Below are 18,970 nucleotides of genomic sequence, written 5' to 3' on the forward strand. Positions count from 1 at the left end.
GCAGGTGACGCCGTACTCGTTCTCAAGTCCGAAGATGCGACGATCCATTATGCTCCTAGCGAGGGGACTGCCGGGTTCACCCGGCAGAGGAATCGCTTCCCGGTTGTGATCCTTGCGCTCGAAACGGTCAGGGCTCGGCCGTCGCCCACCTCAGCTGAGGGAAGCGAGAAGCTGCTCCCGCTCGGGGAGCGGAGGAGTAACTGCCTCACACTATTCGCTGAACTTTTCAAGTGGGTAGGGATCAGTGGGGTTTCCGGTCGTGGACCTTATGCCCCTGCCACCAGCGACGTAAGCGGGTTCACGAGGGAGATTTCCCTCATCCCGGCGCGCTGCCGGAGTGGCGTTCGAGAACCGGTCGACCGGGAAGGGCGCCACCCGTGCCGTCCGGCCCGGCAGGGGGCGGAACGGGTCTCCGTCCTGCCCCCTGCCGGGCACGTCAGGCGCCGGAGCCGGTGTCGATGTCCCCCTCGGGAGCGGTGGCCGGACCCGAGGACGCGCCGGGGCCGGTCTCGGGGGCCGTCTCGGCGGGGGCGGCCTTGGCCTGGGCGGCGGCCTCGGCCAGCAGGCTCTCCAGCCTCGGGCCGTTGAGCCGCTGGAACTTGCGGTGCGGGCGGTTTCGGTCGAGCACCGCCACCTCCAGCTGGCCCACCGGAGGACGCTCGCCGCCCGGCTCGGTCAGCGCCGTCAGCGCCGTCTCCAGCGCCTCGGCCAGCCCCATGCCGTCGCGGTAGCGCTCCTTGAGCCGGGTCAGGACGGCCTCGGCCTGGCCGCCCATCGCGGCCGTGCCGTGCTCGTCGAAGACCGAGCCGTCGAAGGTCAGCCGGTAGATCGCGTCGGTCTCGGGGGTCTCGCCGACCTCGGCGACGACCACCTCCACCTCCATCGACTTGATCGACTCGGTGAAGATCTGCCCGAGGTTCTGCGCGTAGAGGTTGGCCAGGCCGCGGGCGGTGACGTCGGAGCGGTCGTAGGTGTAGCCGTTGATGTCGGCGTAGCGGATGCCGCCCAGCCGCAGCGCCTCGAACTCGTTGTAGCGGCCGACCGCGGCGAAGCCGATCCGGTCGTAGATCTCGCTGATCTTGTGCAGCGCCCGGGAGGGGTTGGGGGCGACGAACAGGATGCCGTGCTCGTACTGGAGCACGACCACGCTGCGGCCGCGCGCGATGCCCTTACGCGCGTAGTCGGCCTTGTCCCGCATGATCTGCTCAGGGGACGCGTATCCAAAAGGCATGGACACCGGAGTGGTCTTCCTCTCGTGTTAGCGCAGCGGGGCGATGGGGCCGTCGGGGTTGGTCATTCGGCCGTCCACCGTCGTCCGCACGTATTCGGCGACCTCCTCGTCGGACAGGCGGCGGAACCCGTCGGCGTCGATCACGGCCACCACCGGCCAGATCCTGCGGGTCACGTCGGGCCCGCCGGTCGCCGAGTCGTCGTCGGCCGCGTCGTAGAGGGTCTGGATGAGCATCAGCGCGGTGTCCTCTGCCGAGGCCCCCTCGCGGTAGAGCTTCTTCAGCGCGCCCCGCGCGAAGATCGAGCCGGAGCCGATCGCGTGGTGGTTGAACTGCTCGTAGGGGCCGCCGCCGACGTCGTAGCCGAAGATCCGGCCGCCGTCGGTCTCGGGGTCGTAGGCGGCGAACAGCGGCACCACGACCAGCCCCTGCATCGCCATCGCGAGGTTTCCGCGGATCATGGTGGCCAGCCGGTTGGCCTTGCCCGCCACCGAGAGCGTGCGGCCCTCCATCTTCTCGTAGTGCTCCAGCTCCACCCGGAAGAGGCGGGCCATCTCGATGCCGGTGCTCGCCGCCCCGGCGATGCCCATGCACGAGTGGTCGTCGGTGCGGAAGACCTTCTCGATGTCCCGCTGGGAGATGATGTTGCCCGAGGTCGCCCGGCGGTCACCGGCCATCACCATGCCACCCGCGCAGGTGGCCGCGACGATCGTGGTTGCGTGCGGAATCATGTCGCCGACCGGGGTCGCCAGCGTGTCGTTCCGGCCGGGGAGCAACTCCGGCGCGTAGGACCCGACGAACTCGGTGAATGAGGAGTTGCCGGTGTTCGTGAAGATATGACTCACCATGCCGGCGGGCAGGTCCCTGTGCGATGCCACGCGACTCCCTCCAAAGGTGCCTTCCTTTAAGGTCCGACCCTACTCACGTTGTCGTGGTGCATGCACTTCCCCGACTCAGCTCACCGCGAACCACCCCGGGCCGGATCCTCGGATCTTTACTCGCGGGTACGCCCGTGTAATTGTCGAGTTGTCGTGACATGCCTCACCCTTCTGAGGGGGTCGCTGTGAGACTCTCCCCCCGTCCCGCTCTGGCCGCGACTCTGATGGGGGCCGTCCTGGCCGTGGCCTCCTGCGGATCCGACACCCCCGCCGAGGGCGGCTCCGTCACCCTGACCATCACCGCCAACGCGATCTCGGGCGGGAAGAACTCGGCGAGCGCCGACTGGATCAAGCAGTGGGTGATCCCCCGGTTCGAGGCCGCGCAGAAGGCCGCCGGGCGGGACGTGCGGGTGCTGTTCCAGCCCAACGGCGTCGACGACGAGCAGTACAAGACGAAGATCGCTCTGGACCTGAAGTCCAAGACCGGCGCCGACGTGATCGACCTCGACGGGATCTGGGTTGGCGAGTTCGCCCAGGCCGGCTACATCAAGCCGCTCAGCGAGGTGGGCGGGTCCGCGGTGGACGCCTGGGAGGGCTGGAACCAGATCCCGCAGGCCGTCCAGGGCCTGGGCATCTTCGAGGGCAAGAAGTACGGCCTGCCGCAGGGCACCGACGGGCGGGTCCTGTTCTACAACAAGGCGCTGTTCGCCAGGGCCGGGCTGCCCGCGACGTGGCAGCCCGAGAGCTGGCAGGAGATCATCGACGCGGGCGAGGCGCTGAAGAAGCTGCCCGGCGTGACGCCGATCCAGATCAACGCCGGCACCGCGATGGGCGAGGCGACCACGATGCAGGGGGCGCTGCCGCTGCTGGTGGGCACCGGCACCGAGATCTACTCGAACGGCAAGTGGACCGGCGCCTCCCAGGGCGTCAAGGACATGCTGGACTTCTACCGGAAGGTCTACCCCGGCGGCCTCGGCGACCCCAAGCTCCAGCAGGAGGCCAAGGGCCGCGACAAGTCCTTCGCCGAGTTCGCCGAGGGGAAGATCGGCATCCTGGCCGAGGGCGACTACTTCTGGCGGGCCGTGGTCGAGCCGACGGCGGGCGTGGCGCCGATGCCCGAGCGGGACAAGGTCGTCGGCTACGCCAAGATCCCGGCCATGGAACCGGGCGCCGGGGTGCGCGGGCAGGACTTCGTCAGCATGTCCGGCGGGGCCGTACGCGTGCTGAACCCCTTCTCCAAGAACCCCGGACCGGCCTGGGAGCTGCTGTCGTTCATGCACTCGGCCGAGGCGGTCAAGGCCGAGCTCGCCGGAGCGGCCCGCGTCACCTCGCGCACCGACGTCAACGAGGAGGTCCTGGCGGGCGACCCGATGCTGAAGTTCATCGCCGAGGAGATCCTGCCCATCACCGCCTACCGCCCCGGCCTGGCCGTCTACCCCCAGGTCTCCACCGCCCTGCAGGAGGCCACCGCCGCCGTGGTCTCCGGCACCCCGCCCGAGGAGGCCGCCGACGCCTACCGCACCAAGGTGGAGGGAATCGTCGGTGGCCCCGGCAACGTCTCCAACTGACCTCCCGCCCCGCCGTACGACGCTTTCCGGGCGCGACGTGTACGGCGGGCGCGTGTGAACAGCCTGCGAGGGGGCGCCGGTGAACCAACGGAGGAGCGCCCACAGCGAAGCGAGGACGCGACGACGGCGGGAGCCGGATCGAGGAGCCCCCGAGCCGCGACGCGTCAGCGTCGCCATAAACGCAGCCCCCGAGCCGCGACGCGCAGCGTCGCCGTGAACACGGACGCGGCGGGGCTGGGGAGGAGCAGGGCGGTCGGGTTCGTGTTGCCGGCGCTCGTGCTCATCGGGGTTTTCCTGGTCTTCCCCGCGTTGTGGACGATCTATCTGGGGCTCACCGACTATCGCCTGACCGGGCTGGCCGCCGCGGACCCGCAGGTGGTGGGGGCCGACAACTACACCACGGCGCTCGGTGACGAGCGGTTCCAGAGCTCGCTGTGGCTGAGCGTGCAGTACGTGCTGGGCTCGGCGATCATCGGGCAGGCGGGGCTGGGGTTCGCGATCGCGTGGGTGATGCGCGGGCGGCGGGGGCCGGTGCGGCGGGTCGTCGAGGGACTCGTGCTGCTGTCGTGGATCCTGCCGAGCTCGGTGGTGGCGTTCCTGTGGATCGCCCTGCTGGACCGTGACGGCGGCACCCTCAACGTCCTGCTGAACACCCCCGGCGCCGCCTGGCTGCTCGACCACCCGATGCTGTCGATCATCGTGTTCAACACCTGGCGCGGCACCGCGTTCTCGATGATGCTCTACGCCGCCGCGCTGGAGAACGTGCCCCCCTCGCACCTGGAGACCGCCCGCCTGGCCGGGGCCTCCACCTTCCAGCAGCTGCGCGACGTCGTCCTGCCCCGGATCAAGGGCCACATCCTGACCAACATGCTGCTGATCAGCCTGTGGACCTTCAACGACTTCACCCCGTTCCTCATCACCGCGGGCGGGCCCGAAGGGCGTTCGGAGATCCTGCCGTTCTACGTCTACACCACGGCCCTGCGCGGCGGGCAGCTCGGCTTCGGCGCCGCCGTCTCCTTCCTCATCCTCCTGATCAACCTCGTCTTCGCCCTGGCCTACCTGCGCCTGCTGCGCAACCGCGACCGCGACCTGCGGGAGGCCGTCGCGTGAACACCGTCCGCCACGTCCTCGGCCGCCTCGCCTCGGCCGTCTTCCTCGCCCTCGTCGTCGGCTTCTTCGCGCTGCCCATGCTCTGGCTGGCCTCGGCGCCCTTCGACGCCACCCCCTCCATCACCGTCTCGATCCCCGAGTTCACCCTCGCCAACTTCCGCGCCATCCTCGACAACCCCTACGCGCTGGGCTCCATCGGCAACTCCCTCATCCAGGCCGGCGGCGCGGCGCTCATCGTGGTCGTCCTGGCCGCGCTGGCCGCCTACGCGCTGTCGCGGGTGCGGGTGCCCGGCCGCGACGCCCTGCTGTACGTGCTGCTCCTGCTGTCGTCGGTGGTCACCGGCACCGCCGCGATGGTGCCGATCTTCGAGCTGGCCACCCGTCTCAACCTGGTCGACACCCACATCGGCGTCATCCTCGTCGTCTCCGGCGGGCTGCTCCCGGCGGCGATCTTCATCCTGAAGGACTTCATGGACGCCACGCCCACCTCCTACGAGGAGTCCGCCCGGGTGTTCGGCGCCTCGCCGCTGCAGATCCTGCGGCACATCGTGGTCCCGGTGGTCCGGCCCGGCCTGGCCACGATCGCCGTGTGGGCCATGGCCAGCGTCTGGGGCGGCTTCCTGATGCAGTACATCCTGCTGCGCGACCCGGCCAAGTCCCCCAGCGCGGTGATCCTCTACACCCTCTACACCGAGGGCGGCCAGCCCAACCTCGACCTCATCTCCACGTTCTCGTTGCTCTACTCGCTTCCCGTGGTCCTGATGTACCTGTTCGTCAGCGGCCGGTACGGCTTCCGCTTCCACGGAGGGATCAAGCAGTGACCATCTCCCTGCGCGGCCTGACCAAGGTCTTCCCCGGCGGGGTCCGGGCGCTGGACTCCCTGGACCTGGACATCGGCGAGGGCGAGTTCTTCGCCCTGCTGGGGCCGTCGGGCTGCGGCAAGACCACGCTGCTGCGCACCATCGCCGGGCTGGAGACGCCCACCTCCGGCACCATCGCCATCGGCGGCGCCGACGTCACCGCGCTGCCGCCCGGCCGCCGCGACGTGGCCATGGTCTTCCAGGACTACGCGCTGTTCCCGCACATGGACGTCACCGCAAACATCGCCTACCCGCTGCGGATCAAGAAGGTGCCGCGGGCCCGGCGCGATGCCGCGGCGGCGGAGGTCGCCGGCCGGCTGAGCCTGTCGGAGCTGCTCGGCCGCCGCCCCGCGCAGCTGTCCGGCGGCCAGCAGCAGCGCGTCGCGCTGGCCCGCGCCATCGCCTGCCGCCCCAAGGTGTTCCTGTTCGACGAGCCGCTGTCCAACCTCGACGCCCGGCTGCGCCTGGAGGCCCGCACCTTCCTCAAGCGCCTGCAGGACGACCTCGGCGTCACCACCGTCTTCGTCACCCACGACCAGAGCGAGGCGCTGGCCCTGGCCCACCGGATCGCCGTCATGGACGCCGGGCGGATCGCCCAGGTCGGCACCCCCGCCGAGATCTTCCGCCGGCCCGCCACCACCTTCGTCGCCTCCTTCATCGGCTCCACCCCGATGAACCTCCTGCCCGGCACGGTCGCCGGCGGGACCCTGCGCGTCGCCGGGGCCGTCCTGCCCGCCCCGGCCGGCCTGCCCGACGGAGAGGAGATCGTCTACGGCGTCCGCCCGGAGTACGCCGACCTGTCGCCCGTCCCCCGCGACGACGCCTTCGCCGGCGCCGTCACCGTCCTGGAGAACCTCGGCACCTCCACCCTCGTCACCCTGGAGGGCGGCGGGCAGGACGGGGACCTGCTCGTGCAGGTCGTCGTCCCCGAGGGGGAGGAACCCCCGGTGGGCACCTCCGCCTGGGCCGTCCCGCACACCGGCCGCGCGCTGGTCTACCACGGCGACCGGCTGGCCGGACCCGTGTGAAGGCGGCGCCCCGCGGCGAACCCCGGACCCTGGAGGACCACCCCGCATGAAGGCGGCGCCCCGCGCCGGACCCCGGACCCTGGAGGACTCCCGTATGAAGGTGACGCGCCGCACCGGAACCTGGACCCTGCGGGACCGGCTGTCCGACCCGGTCCGCCAGGTCCCCTTCGAGCTGCCCGCCGGGACGAGCGCCTTCACCGTCCGGCTGGCCTACGACCGCTCGGCCGGTGTGCTGGACCTGGGCTGCATGGGACCTTCGGGCTTCCGCGGCTGGTCCGGCGGCGCCCGGTCCGAGTACACGATCACCCCCACCTGGGCCACCCCCGGCTATCTGCCCGGCGAGCCCGAGGCCGGCCTCTGGCACGTCATGCTGGGCCTGTACCGCATCCCGCCCGGCGGCCTGCCGTACCGGCTGCGGATCATCCCGCACCCCTCGCCGCCCGCCCTGCCCCGGCACGGCCGGCGCGGCCTGCGGCCCCCTCCCCCGCCGCCCCGCGCGCCCGCCGCGGTCAGGCGCGCCCTGCCCGCCCTCGGCGGGCTGCGCTGGCTGGCCGGGGACCTGCACACCCACACCGTGCACTCCGACGGCTCCCTCACCGTGGCCGAGCTGGCGTGCCTGGCCGCCGACCGCGGGCTGGACTTCCTGGCGGTCACCGACCACAACACCGTCAGCCACCACGCGGAGCTGCCCGCCGCGGCCGCCTACGCCGCCATCACCCTCATCCCCGGCCAGGAGATCACCACCGATCTCGGCCACGCCAACGCCTTCGGCGACCTGGGCTGGATCGACTTCCGTCAGCCGCCCGGCGCGTGGGCGGCGGCCGTACGGGAAGGAGACGGAGTGATGTCGGTCAACCATCCCGTCGCCGCCGACTGTGCCTGGCGCCATCCCATGATCGAGCGGCCCGCCGTCGTCGAGACGTGGCACTGGAGCTGGCTCGACCGCACCTGGGGCGCGCCCCTGGCCTGGACCGGCGCCTGGACGCCCGAGCCCGTGATGGTCGGCGGCAGCGACTACCACCGGCCCGAGGAGGGCCACCCGCCGGGCGAGCCGACCACCTGGATCCTCGGCGGCGCCGACCCCCTGGAAGGGCTGCGCGCCGGCACCGCCGCCGTCTCGGCCTCCCCCGGCGGACCGCTCCTGCTGCGCCACGGCGACGAGTTCCTCGTGCTGGACGCCGACGGCCTGATCCTGTGGGGCCCGGAGACCCGCCGGGTGATCGTCGGCGACCGGCTCGTCCTGCCCGCCCGGCCCGGACCGCACCGGCTGGAGACCTTCCGCAACGAGGTGGTGGCGCTGTGCGCGTGAAAGTGGCGGTGGCCGGGCTGGGCGTGGCCGCCCAGATCATGTACCTGCCGCTGCTGGCCAGGCGGCCGGAGCTGTTCGAGATCACCGCCGTGTGCGACCTCGACCCCGCCCGGGCCGAGCCTGCCGCGCGCCAGGCCGGGGCGCGCGCCTTCACCGACCCGTGGGCGATGCTCGGCCAGGGCGGGTTCGACGCGCTCATCGTGCTCACCGCCGGATCCCACGGCGCGCTCGTCGCCGCCGCGCTCTCCGCCGGGCACGCCGTCCTGTGCGAGAAGCCGCTGGCCTACAGCCGCGCCGAGGTCGCCGGGCTGGACCACGCGGACCGGCTGATGGTCGGCTACATGAAGCAGTACGACCCGGCCGTCCGGCGGGCCGTCGCCCTCCTGGACGGGCGGGCGGTCCGCCACTTCGACGTCACCGTCCTGCATCCCACCGGCGAGTCCCAGCTCGCCTTCGCCCGCGTGCGGCCCTCCCGGCCCTCCGCAGAGGCGCTGGAGCCGTGGCTGCGGGCCGACGAGGAGGCGCTCGACGCCGCCCTCGGCCCCGCCGCGCCCGCGCCCTGGCGGTCGCTGTACGCCGACGTCGTGCTCGGCAGCCTCTGCCACGACCTGGCGCTCATGCGGACCTTCGCCGGCCCGCCCGCCACCGTCGAGCACGCCGCCGTCTGGGAGGGCCCCTCCGTCGAGGCCGCCGGAGCGCTGGAGCACGGCCGCTACGGCCTGCGCTGGCACTATCTGCCCGGCCATCCCGCCTACCGCGAGACCGTCGCGGTCCATCACGAGGACGGCTCACTGGAGCTCGTATTCCCCTCCCCCTACCTGATGAACGCCCCCACCCTCCTGACCGCCACCTCCCTGTCCGGCACGACCGAGACCAGGGCGGCCTTCCGCGACGTGTCGGAGGCCTTCGAGCTCCAGCTGGAGGCCTTCCACGCCCTGGTGACCGAGGGCACGCCCCCGCTCACCGGGCTCGGCGGCGCCCTCGCCGATATCGTGACCGCGCAGGCAATCATCAGAGCGGCAGCCGGAAACGCCATCGGAGGCGAAGCCCATGACGCATGAGGCCGCCGGGCCCCGCGACATCCCCCGCGTCCCCCGCGAGATCGTCGTCGTCCCGCACACCCACTGGGACCGCGAGTGGTACCTGCCCTTCCAGCGCTTCCGCCTGGGCCTGGTGCGCATGCTCGACGAGGTCCTCGACACCATGGCCGCCGATCCCGGCTACCGCTTCACCATGGACGGCCAGCTCGCCGCCCTGGAGGACTATCTGGAGATCCGGCCCGAACGACTGCCCCGGGTGAGGGCGCTGGTCGCCGAGGGCCGCCTGGCCGCCGGGCCGTGGCTCATCCTCGCCGACGAGTTCCTGTGCGCCGGGGAGACCCTCATCCGCAACCTGGAGTACGGCGTGCGCGGCGCGCAGTCCCTGGGCGGGGCGATGCGCGTCGGCTATCTGCCCGACCAGTTCGGCCACTGCGCCCAGATGCCGCAGATCCTGCGCCTGGCCGGGCTGGAGCACGCCTGCCTGTGGCGCGGCGTGCCCGCCCGCGTCGACCGCGACGCCTTCGCCTGGGCAGGCGCCGACGGCACCGTCATCCGCACCCAGTATCTGCCCGGCGGATACGGCAACGCCGTCGCCCTGTTCAGCGGTCCCGCCGAGGCGCTGGGCGACCGGCTGGCGGCCTTCGAGGAGACCATGCGCCCGTGGCGGCCCGACGGCCCCCTGCTGGCGATGTACGGCGCCGACCACAGCGCCCCGGCCGCCGACATCACCGCCGCCGGGCTGCGCCTGGCCACCCTGGGCGAGTACGTCACGGCGCAGGACCCCTCCGTGGCCGGTCTGCCCGTCGTGGAGGGCGAGCTGCGCTCCCACGCCCGCGCCAACATCCTGCCCGGCGTCATCTCCGCCCGCATCCCCGCCAAGCGGGCCATGGCCCGCGCCGAACGCGTGGTGACCCGCTACGCCGAGCCGCTCACCGCCCGCTGGCTGCCCGGCGACACCGCCGCCGCCAAGCTCCTCGACATGGCCTGGCGCCGCCTGATCGCCTGCAGCGGCCACGACTCCATCACCGGCTGCGGCGCCGACGAGACCGCCCAGCAGGTGGCCGCCCGCATCGCCGAGGCCGAGCAGATCGGCCAGGCCGTCGTGGACATGGTCAGCGCGTCCCTGGCCGACGGCGCCGGCCGCGGCGACCTCGTCGTGGTCAACCCCTCCCCCTTCACCCGGACGTCCCTGGTCCTGGCCGACCTTCCCGAGAGCCGCGCCCGCCTGCTGGACGCCGGGGGCGGGCCGGCGCCGCTGCAGCGGCTCGAACTCGCCCCGACCCTGCTCGACGAGACCGTCATGGACGACCTCACCCGGCTCCTGGGCCGCATCCACGAGCGCGAGCTGTTCGGCCAGGAGATCGTCTCCTGGGAGGTCTCCGAGGAGGGCCCCGGCAACGTCTTCACCGTCGTGGTCGGCCGCCACGCCACCACCGGGTACGACTACGCCGACCTGCGCCGCGCCGTCGTGGCCGCCGCCGCGCGCCCCGGCCCCTGGACCGTCCGGACCCGGGCCGAGAGCGTCGTGACCGTCGCCGCCCTGGTCACCGTCCCCCCGCTGGGCCGTACCGTGCTCACCTCCGCGTCCCCGGCCGCCGGGGAGTTCCGCGAGAGCGCGGAGCCCCGGGAGGCCGCGCCCGCGGACCTGTCCGCCGTGCGTCCCGCGGAGCACGTCCCCGCCGCGGCCGCGGCCGGCGGGCCCGTGCTCGACAACGGCCTGCTCCGCGTCACCGTCGAGGCCGACGGCACCCTCTCGCTCGTCTCCGCCACCGGGGCCCGGGTCCGCGGCGCCGGCCGGATCGTCGACGGCGGCGACGTCGGGGACACCTACAACTACGCGCCTCCCGGCCACGACCTGCTGGTCGACACGCCCGTGTCCGTCGAGGTCGACAGCGTCCACTCCGGTCCCCTGGTGTCGGTGCTGGAGATCCTGCGCACCTACCGCTGGCCCGCGTGCGAGGCTCCGGGAACCCGCTCCGGCGAGACCGAGACCGTCGTCGTGGCCACCCGCGCCGAGCTGCGCGCCGGCGAGCCGTACCTGCGGCTGGAGGTCTCCTTCGACAACCGCACCCGCGACCACCGCGTCCGCTGGCACGCGCCGCTGCCCCGGCCCGCCGCGGAGTCGTTCTCCGAGGGGCAGCTCGCGGTCGTCCGGCGCGGCACGGCCGGCGAGGGCGGCTGCGGGGAGGAGCCGCTGCCCACCTTCCCGGCCGAGGGGTTCGTCGCGGCCGGGGGACTGGCCGTCCTGCTCGACCAGGTCACCGAGTACGAGCTGACCGGCGGGGAGCTGGCCCTGACCCTGATGCGTTCGGTGGGCCACCTGTCCAGGAACCGCAACGCCTATCGCGACGAGCCCGCGGGCCCCCAGCTGCCCACCCCGGCCGCCCAGTGCCCCGGCCCCGCGATCATGCGTTTCGCCGTGCTTCCCCTCGCGGGGACCTGGGACGAGGCCGGGCTGCCGCGCCTGACCGAGGAATACCGTCACGAGCTGCTCGCCGTACCCGGCTCCGGCCGCAGGGCATCCGGCCCGGGCCGCACGCCCTCCCCAGGCGAGGACGCGCCGCCCGCCTTCCACGCCTCCGGCGCCCCGCTGGAGATCGAGGGCACGGGTGTGGTCATGGCGGCCCTGCGCGAGCGGGACGGCGTGCTGGAGATCCGTCTGGCGGCCGAGCATCCCGCCGCCACCGAGGCCGTCATCCGCGGGCCGTTCACCGCCGCCCGCCGCGCCGACCTGCTCGGCGCGGCGGGCGAACGGCTGGAGGTCGCCGGCGGCGCCGTACGGCTGCCGCTACGCCCCTTCGAGATCGCGACCGTCCACCTTCACCCCGGCGGGTGACGGCGGCGGCGCGCTGCGCTGATCAGACCTCTGCCGTCACTGCCCGCCCTTCTGGATGTACGACCTGACGAACTCCTCGGCGTTCTCCTCGAGGACCTCGTCGATCTCGTCCAGGATCGCGTCCACGTCGTCCGACAGCTTCTCGTGGCGCTCCTGGACGTCGGTGGACTCCGCAGCCGCGGTCTCCTCGACCTCCTTGTCGGTCCGGCCGGTCTGCTTCTGCCCGCCGGTGTCCTTGCTCGCCATGTGTGGCACCTCCGCCTGGGGGACGTCTGTACTTCATATCTTCCCCGAACCGGGGGACATTTCGCGCGGATCGCTCCACGACCTTCGCCCTTCCGCCCCGGGTGCTGCCCAGACAACCTCCCCACGACCCCCGGGAGCAAATCCATTCTCTTGACTGGATAGCAGAACTATCCAATAATTGGACAGCAACACTATCCAATTGGGAGGCCATCCATGTCCCCGTCGTCCCTGAGCACCGCCGGTGTGCTGTTGATCACTGTGCCGGCCGTCGCCTTCGGCGGAGTCTCACTGCTGGCGCACATCATGCGCTCCATCCCCGGCTACCTCGACAACCCCGTGCGCCGGAGCCTGTGGCGGGCCGGGCACGCCCACGCGGGCGTGCTGGTGCTGTTCGCGCTCGTCGCCCTGCTCTACATCGACCAGGCGGACCTGTCCGACGGCCTGAAGAGCCTGACCAGGACGCTGATCGTGGCGGCGCCGATCCTGATGCCGCTGGGGTTCTTCCTGTCGGTCGTCCGGCCCTCCGACACCAAGCCGAGCAAACTGATCTGGCTGGTGCCCCTGGGCGGGGCGTCCCTGGCGGCCGGAACCCTGCTGCTCGGACTGGGTCTCGTGTGACGCTCTTTACAACGTAGATTCATACCTGTTCGGCAGGTTATGTCCCTCACGGACCGTTCCAAGTAGGTCTCCACTCCCGATTCCTGAGATCATGCCGGGGTGAGCACCATCGTCGACGATCGCTACCAGCTCCTCGCGCCCGTGGGCAAAGGCGCGACCGGCGTCGTGTGGCGGGCCTACGACCTGTTACTCGAGCGCGACGTGGCCCTGAAGGAGATCGCCCTGCCCCCCGGACCCGAGGCGGCCGAGCGGCGCCGCAAGGTGGTGCGGGAGGCCAGGATGGCGGCCCGGCTCAGCCACCGGGGCATCGTGACGGTGCACAACCTGGCCGAGGAGCCCGAGCGGCTCTGGATCGTGATGGAGTTCCTGGAGGCGCTCACCCTGCACGACACTCTGGTGCAGGCGGGCCCGCTCCCCGTCGACCTGGTGGCCAAACTGGGCCGGCGCCTGCTGGAGGCGCTGCGCCACGCGCACGCCGGCGGAGTGGTCCACCGCGACATCAAGCCCGCCAACATCATGCTGACCGGCGACCGGGTGGTGCTGGCGGACTTCGGTTTCGCGGCCTTCGAGAGCGCCGCGACGACGTCGATGCGCGGCACCCCGGCCTTCATCGCACCGGAGGTCCTGCAGGGCCGGGGCGGGACCCGCGAGGCCGACATGTGGTCGTTCGGGGCGACGCTGTACATGGCGGTGGAGGGCAGGACCCCGTTCAGGACCGTCGACTCGATGGCCGCCCTGATCGAGGCGCTGCGGGAGCCCCCGCGCACGCCGCGCCGGGCGGGCGCCCTGGAGCCGGTGCTGCTGGGCCTGCTGCGCAAGGATCCGGCCGCCCGGCTGAGCGCCGAGCAGACGCACGCGATGCTCATGAATGTGCGCAGGCACAGCGCCGCATAGCCGTTCCGGCGGGTCGGCCCGGATTCCGGGCGCGCTTCTTTCTGGATCAAGAAAGGGAAACAATACTCCATTCACGAACGCGCCCGAATTGTTATGCGCAATAGGCAGAGCGAACGCGTCAATCGCGCTTCGGGATGAAAACATGAATCACTGAGGGGCCCGGTTTCTACGTGAAAACAGGTGGTTCATGGGGACGGAAACGGGAAAGCCCCGACCTCTCGGGGGGCGTTACCAACTGCTTTCACCCACCGGCAGGGACGGTGTGGGCATCATGTGGCGCGCGCACGACCTGCGGCTGCGCCGGGACGTGGCGGTCAAGGAGATCCAGCCCCCTTTCCGCGCCGACGGGGCCGATCTCGAGGAGGCGCGGCGGCGCGCGTTGCGGGAGGCGCGCTCGGCGGGGCGGCTGAGCCATCCGGCGGTCATCTCGGTGCACGATCTCCTGGAGGAGAACGGCCGGCTCTGGATCGTGATGGAGCTGCTGGAGGCCCTCACCCTCGAGGAGACGGTCCGGCACCTGGGTCACCTGCCGATCCACTGGACGGCCTGGATCGGTTTCCAGCTGCTCGCGGGGCTGCGGCACGCGCACGGGGCCGGGGTCCTGCACCGCGACATCAATCCCGGCAACATCCTGCTGACGGGCGACCGGGTGGTGCTGTCGGACTTCGGCATCGCGGCGCTGGGCGGGGACCCGGGCACGTCCACCACGGTGCCGATCGGCTGCGCCCCGGCCTACGTCGCGCCGGAGCGGCTGCGCGGCGGCCACGCCGACCCCGCGGCGGACCTGTGGTCGTTCGGGGCGAGCCTGTACTTCGCTGTGGAGGGCCGCTCGCCGTACCCCGGATCGGACACGCTGGCGGTGCTGGGCCGGGCGATGAACAGCGAGCCCGACCCGCCCACGAAGGCGGGGCCGCTGCGCCGGGTCCTGGAGGGCCTGCTGCGGCGCGATCCGGCCGAGCGCATCTCCGCCGGCCGGGCGGCGCGGATGCTGTCGGAGATCCTCCGGCTGGAGGGTGTGGCGGTGACGCCGCCCTCCCTCCCGGCGCAGAGATTCCCGCCCGGCGCCTTCACCCGATAGCCCCCTTTACGTCGTAGATCAGGGAAAACCCCTCAGGATCCTCTCCCGGCCGCCGATGGACACCGGAGACATCGAATCGACCGGGAGAGGAGTCCAGACATGAATGTCGGCCGGCACGAGCGTGCCGCGGCGCCGCGCGGCCTCACGGCCACGGTCATGGCACAACCGCTCCCGCGCGTCACCGCCGCGCTGGCCGTGCTCTGCGTAGGGTGGTTCGTCCTCAACGTCGGATCCCCGTCGGGGTCCCCCTTCGTCGCCTGGGCGCTGTCGGCGCTCTGCTGCGCGCTGGCCGCGTTCGCCTGCGCGCGCGTCGCCCGGCTGTCCGGCCTGGCCGCGCCGACCCGGCGCTTCTGGCGGCACTTCGCCGTCGCCCTGAGCGTCATCCTGCTCGCGCTGGGCAGCAACGCCTACGACGCGGTCGCCGGACCGCTGGCGCCCACCCAGCGCGTCAGCGGGCTGACCACGGCGCTGTACCTGACGGCCGTGGCGGTCTTCCTGTGGGCGCTGTTGCGGCTGCCCGTGACCCGGCGCTCACGTGAGGCCTGGCTGACCCTGGGCCTGGACACCGGTGTCGTGGTCCTGGCCGCCGGGCTGTTCGCCTGGTACTTCGTCCTGCGCGGCTCCTCGGAACTGGCCTTCACCACGGGTTCGGACCTGACCGCGGTGGCGATCATCACGCTGGGCGGCATCGACATCCTCGCCGCCGTCAAACTGGCGCTGACCGGCACCGGCCCGATGGACCGCGGAGTCATGTGGATCCTGGGGCTGGCGGTGCTGATGGGCGCGGGGTGCGGAGCCCTCATGCCGCTGCTGAGGACCAGCCCGCACATCACCACGACCCATCTCAGCATCCCGGTCATCGCCTTCCTCGTCGCGGTGGCGGCCGAGTGGCAGCGGCACGCCCCCGCCCGGGGCACCGCCCGTCGCGCGGCACGCCGCCGCCCGTTCAGCCTGCTGCCGTACGCCGCGATCGCCGCCACCGACGTCCTGCTGCTGGTCTCGACCTGGAACGCGAGCCAGGAGATCCGCCTGGTCGTGACCGGCTCGATCGCCCTGACCGCGCTGGTGGTGGTGCGCCAGATCACGGCGTTCTACGACAACGCCAACCTGCTGGCCCGGCTGGACGCCAGCATGCTGGACCTGAGCCGGCACGAGCAGCGGTTCCGCTCACTGGTGCAGAACTCCTCCGACGTCATCACGGTCACGGCCATGGACGGGACCTACACCTACATCAGCCCGAGCTTCGAAAGCGTCCTGGGCCGCCCGGCCGAGCACTACATCGGCCGGACGCTGCGGGAGTTCACCCACCCGGAGGACCTGCCGGTCCTGCAGGACATGCGCGACCGCCTCGCCCGCGACCCCGGCCTCACCATCACCTGCCAGGCGCGCATGCGCCACGCGGACGGGAACTGGCGCTGGCTGGAGGTCGTGGCCACCAACCGGGTGGACGACCCCAGCGTCCAGGGCATCGTGGGCAACACGCGTGACATCACCGAGACCAAGCGGGCCCAGGACCAGCTGGCCCACCAGGCCACCCACGACGCGCTGACCAGGCTCGCCAACCGGACCCTGTTCACCGCGCGGGCCTCGGAGGCCCTGGCCGAGGCCGGGACCGGCAGCGTCGCGCTGGCGCTGGTCGACCTCGACGACTTCAAGGCGATCAACGACCGGCTCGGGCACGCGGTCGGCGACGCCCTGCTCACGGTCGTCGCCGACCGGCTGCGCCGGTGCGCGCGGCCCGGCGACACGGTGGCCAGGCTCGGCGGCGACGAGTTCGCCGTGCTGCTGCGCGGCGTCTCCCCGCAGGAGACCTGCCGCGTCGCCGGGGAGATCCTCGCGACGCTCCGCACGCCCATCAACGCACTGGGGTACGACATGCTCGTACAGGCCAGCATCGGGCTGGTCGACGGCGGCGCGGGCATGGACGCCAGCGAGCTGCTGCGCCGCGCCGACGTGGCCATGTACGCCGCCAAGGAGCAGGGCAAGAGCCGCTCGGTCCGCTACTCACCGGACATGGACGACCGGGCCGCCGAGCACGCCCGGATGGGCGCCGACCTGCAGCGGGCCCTGGCCGGAGGCGAGCTGTTCCTGCTGTACCAGCCGGTGGTCACGCTGCCCCACGGCGACCTCTCCAGCGTGGAGGCGCTGATCCGCTGGCGGCACCCCGAGCGCGGACTGGTCTCGCCCGCGGAGTTCATCCCCGTCGCCGAGCACAACGGGATGATCGTCCGGCTCGGCGACTGGGTGCTGCGCGAGGCGTGCCGCCAGATGGCCGAATGGAAGCGGGACTACGGCGACGCCGCGCCCTCGCGGGTGGGCGTCAACGTCTCGGCCCGGCAGCTGCGCGAGCCGGCGTTCGCCCAGACCGTGGCCGACGTGCTGGCCGAGACCGGCCTGCGCCCGAGCGACCTGCTGGTGGAGATCACCGAGACGGCCGTGTTCGACGACGGCCCCGCGGTGGAGACCGTGGCCGCCATCCAGGCCCTCGGCGTCGCCATCGCCCTGGACGACTTCGGCACCGGGCACTCCTCGCTCGGCCTGCTGCGCACCTGCCCGGTCGACATCCTGAAGGTGGACAAGCTGTTCGTCGACGAGGTCACCGGCACGGCCGAGCAGGCGGCGATCGCCACCTCGCTGGCCCAGATCGCCCGCGCCCTGGGGCTGGGCGCGGTGGCCGAGGGCGTGGAGACCCCCGCCCAGGCCATGCGGCTGTACCAGATGGGCTACCGCCTGGCGCAGGGGTACCACTTCTCCCGGCCGCTGTCGGCCGAGGACCTGGGCGGCCTGCTGGCCGCCGGGGGCCGCGGCCCCGACGCGGTGGAGCCGCCCGCCCTGGCCAGCTGACGGTCCGGCCGGCCCGTCGTCCGGGGGCACGCCGGTGGCGGATCCGGAGACGGCGGCACGCCGGGGGCGGCCCGTCAGCGGCAGGCCGCGGCGAACCTGGCCGCCAGGTGCGGGCTGCCCGCCCAGTGCAGGTGCAGGTAGGAGGCGGTGACCCCGCCCTCGGCGAACCCGTCGGCGCCCGACCGCCAGCGGAACAGCGGCCGGTCGGGCGCGGGCCGGACGGCCGTGCGGTGGAACTCGTGCCCTCGGTAGCGCTCACCGTTCCTGGTGAGCACCGAATCCCGTACGGCCACCGCGTCGCGGTAGCCCAGGGTGAGCGTGCCCGTCATCTCGGCCTCGGTGTCGAGGATCCCGCACATCGGCCTGCCGTCCAGCGTCCGCGCGAGATAGAGCAGGCCCGCGCACTCCGCCGAGATCGGTCCCTCGAACGCGGCGACCTCCTTGCGCAGCGGCTCGTTGGCGGACAGCTCCGCCGCGTACACCTCGGGGAAGCCGCCACCGATGACGATCCCACGGGTCCCCTCGGGCAGGGCCTCGTCGGTGAGCGGGTCGAAGGTGACGACCTCGGCCCCGGCCGCGGTCAGCAGCTCGGCCTGCTCGGTGTAGCCGAAGGTGAAGGCGGGACCGGCGGCCACGGCGATCCTGGTCCCCGCGGGGACGGAGGGCCCGGCCGCGGCGCCGGGGTCCTGCGGGCCGGGGGTCCACGGGCGGGCGGCCAGGGGCGGCGCCGTGCGCGCGAGCCGTACGAGCCCCTCCAGGTCGCAGGAGGCGGCGACGAGGTCCTCGGCGGCCTTCATCGTCTCCAGCGACCGGGCGCGGCGCTCGGCGACGGGCACCAGGCCGAGATGGCGGGAGGGCGTGGCGACGGCGTCACTGCGGCGGATCGCGCCCAGGACCGGGACGCCGCTCTCGGCCAGGGCCTCGCGCAGGAGGTCCTCGTGGCGTTCGGAGCCGACCCGGTTGAGGATCACGCCGCCGAACCTGAGCCGGGTGTCGTAGGAGGCGAACCCGTGGACCAGGGCCGCCACCGAGCGGCTCTGCCTGGCCGCGTCGACGACCAGGACGACCGGGGCCTGCAGCAGCCGGGCCACGTGCGCGGTGGAGGCGAACTCGCCCGCGCCCGCCCCGTCGTACAGGCCCATGACGCCTTCGACCACGGCGATGTCCGCCCCGGCCGCCCCGTGCAGGAACAGCGGCGCGACGAGGTCCTCCCCCACCAGCCACGGATCGAGGTTGCGCCCCGGACGGCCGGTGGCCAGGGCGTGGTACCCGGGATCGATGTAGTCGGGCCCGACCTTGTGCGGGGACACCGCCAGCCCGCGCCCGGCCAGCGCGGCCATGAGCCCGGTCGCGACGGTGGTCTTACCCGCCCCCGAGGCCGGCGCCGCGATCACCAGCCTCGGCACCGAGACACTCATCCGCCCGTCCCTCC

The 18,970-nt window shown here is 72.6% G+C and carries 15 protein-coding genes; 11 read left to right on the forward strand and 4 right to left on the reverse strand.

All coding sequences use genetic code 11. From position 1 onward, the window contains the following. Positions 1–436: 436 nt before the first annotated feature. The gene (prcA, locus tag Psi01_RS34845) at positions 437–1,231 is read right to left on the reverse strand and encodes a proteasome subunit alpha (RefSeq protein WP_204068496.1); all 795 of its coding nucleotides are present in this window, start codon (positions 1,229–1,231) and stop codon (positions 437–439) included. A gap of 27 nt (positions 1,232–1,258) precedes the next feature. Next, positions 1,259–2,077: a proteasome subunit beta gene (gene prcB, locus Psi01_RS34850; protein WP_204068497.1), complete on the reverse strand. Its 819-nt coding sequence runs from the start codon at positions 2,075–2,077 to the stop codon at positions 1,259–1,261. Positions 2,078–2,292: 215 nt separating this feature from the next. Here prcB and Psi01_RS34855 point away from each other — a divergent pair, with 215 nt between their 5' ends. From Psi01_RS34855 to Psi01_RS34885, 7 genes are all read left to right on the forward strand, one after another. Next, on the forward strand, positions 2,293–3,675 hold the full coding sequence (locus tag Psi01_RS34855; protein WP_204068418.1) for an extracellular solute-binding protein: 1,383 nt from the start codon (positions 2,293–2,295) through the stop codon (positions 3,673–3,675). Between the two features lie 213 nt (positions 3,676–3,888). Further along, a complete protein-coding gene (locus Psi01_RS34860; protein WP_204068419.1) occupies positions 3,889–4,785 on the forward strand; it encodes a carbohydrate ABC transporter permease in 897 nt (298 codons plus the stop codon). Continuing rightward, positions 4,782–5,606, forward strand: coding sequence for an ABC transporter permease subunit (locus Psi01_RS34865; RefSeq protein WP_204068420.1), 825 nt, complete (start codon positions 4,782–4,784; stop codon positions 5,604–5,606). Before Psi01_RS34860 ends, Psi01_RS34865 begins: the two co-directional genes overlap by 4 nt. Continuing rightward, on the forward strand, positions 5,603–6,673 hold the full coding sequence (locus Psi01_RS34870; RefSeq protein ID WP_204068421.1) for an ABC transporter ATP-binding protein: 1,071 nt from the start codon (positions 5,603–5,605) through the stop codon (positions 6,671–6,673). Before Psi01_RS34865 ends, Psi01_RS34870 begins: the two co-directional genes overlap by 4 nt. 94 nt (positions 6,674–6,767) lie before the next feature. After that, entirely contained in the window at positions 6,768–7,982 is a 1,215-nt protein-coding gene (locus tag Psi01_RS34875) for a CehA/McbA family metallohydrolase (protein ID WP_204068422.1), read from the forward strand. Next, entirely contained in the window at positions 7,973–9,043 is a 1,071-nt protein-coding gene (locus tag Psi01_RS34880) for a Gfo/Idh/MocA family protein (protein WP_239128257.1), read from the forward strand. Before Psi01_RS34875 ends, Psi01_RS34880 begins: the two co-directional genes overlap by 10 nt. Next, positions 9,033–11,858, forward strand: a complete 2,826-nt coding sequence (locus tag Psi01_RS34885; protein ID WP_204068423.1) for a glycoside hydrolase family 38 N-terminal domain-containing protein — start codon at positions 9,033–9,035, stop codon at positions 11,856–11,858. The genes Psi01_RS34880 and Psi01_RS34885 overlap by 11 nt, the downstream gene beginning before the upstream one ends. Positions 11,859–11,894: 36 nt before the next feature. On the opposite strand, the gene Psi01_RS34890 is transcribed toward Psi01_RS34885, so the two are convergent. Beyond that, the gene (locus Psi01_RS34890) at positions 11,895–12,104 is read right to left on the reverse strand and encodes a ubiquitin-like protein Pup (protein ID WP_203874491.1); all 210 of its coding nucleotides are present in this window, start codon (positions 12,102–12,104) and stop codon (positions 11,895–11,897) included. Positions 12,105–12,317: 213 nt separating this feature from the next. Here Psi01_RS34890 and Psi01_RS34895 point away from each other — a divergent pair, with 213 nt between their 5' ends. The 4 genes from Psi01_RS34895 to Psi01_RS34910 all read left to right on the forward strand — a co-directional run bounded on the left by Psi01_RS34895 (position 12,318) and on the right by Psi01_RS34910 (position 17,538). Beyond that, positions 12,318–12,722 carry a hypothetical protein gene (locus Psi01_RS34895; RefSeq protein ID WP_204068424.1) on the forward strand — a complete coding sequence of 135 codons (405 nt, stop codon included), beginning with the start codon at positions 12,318–12,320 and terminating at the stop codon, positions 12,720–12,722. 99 nt (positions 12,723–12,821) lie between these two features. Further along, positions 12,822–13,616 carry a serine/threonine-protein kinase gene (locus Psi01_RS34900; RefSeq protein ID WP_204068425.1) on the forward strand — a complete coding sequence of 265 codons (795 nt, stop codon included), beginning with the start codon at positions 12,822–12,824 and terminating at the stop codon, positions 13,614–13,616. 187 nt (positions 13,617–13,803) lie between these two features. Next, positions 13,804–14,694 (forward strand): serine/threonine-protein kinase, encoded by an 891-nt coding sequence (locus tag Psi01_RS34905; protein WP_204068426.1) that lies wholly within the window; start codon positions 13,804–13,806, stop codon positions 14,692–14,694. A 99-nt stretch (positions 14,695–14,793) separates the two neighbouring features. Next, entirely contained in the window at positions 14,794–17,538 is a 2,745-nt protein-coding gene (locus Psi01_RS34910) for a putative bifunctional diguanylate cyclase/phosphodiesterase (RefSeq protein WP_204068427.1), read from the forward strand. 74 nt (positions 17,539–17,612) lie between these two features. Here Psi01_RS34910 and Psi01_RS34915 read toward each other — a convergent pair whose 3' ends face one another. Then, the gene (locus Psi01_RS34915; protein WP_204068428.1) at positions 17,613–18,956 is read right to left on the reverse strand and encodes a cobyrinic acid a,c-diamide synthase CobB; all 1,344 of its coding nucleotides are present in this window, start codon (positions 18,954–18,956) and stop codon (positions 17,613–17,615) included. Positions 18,957–18,970 lie beyond the last annotated feature (14 nt).

Origin of the sequence: Paraplanobispora siamensis (genome assembly GCF_016863175.1) — a bacterium.
Classification (GTDB): Bacteria; Actinomycetota; Actinomycetes; order Streptosporangiales; family Streptosporangiaceae; genus Planobispora; species Planobispora siamensis.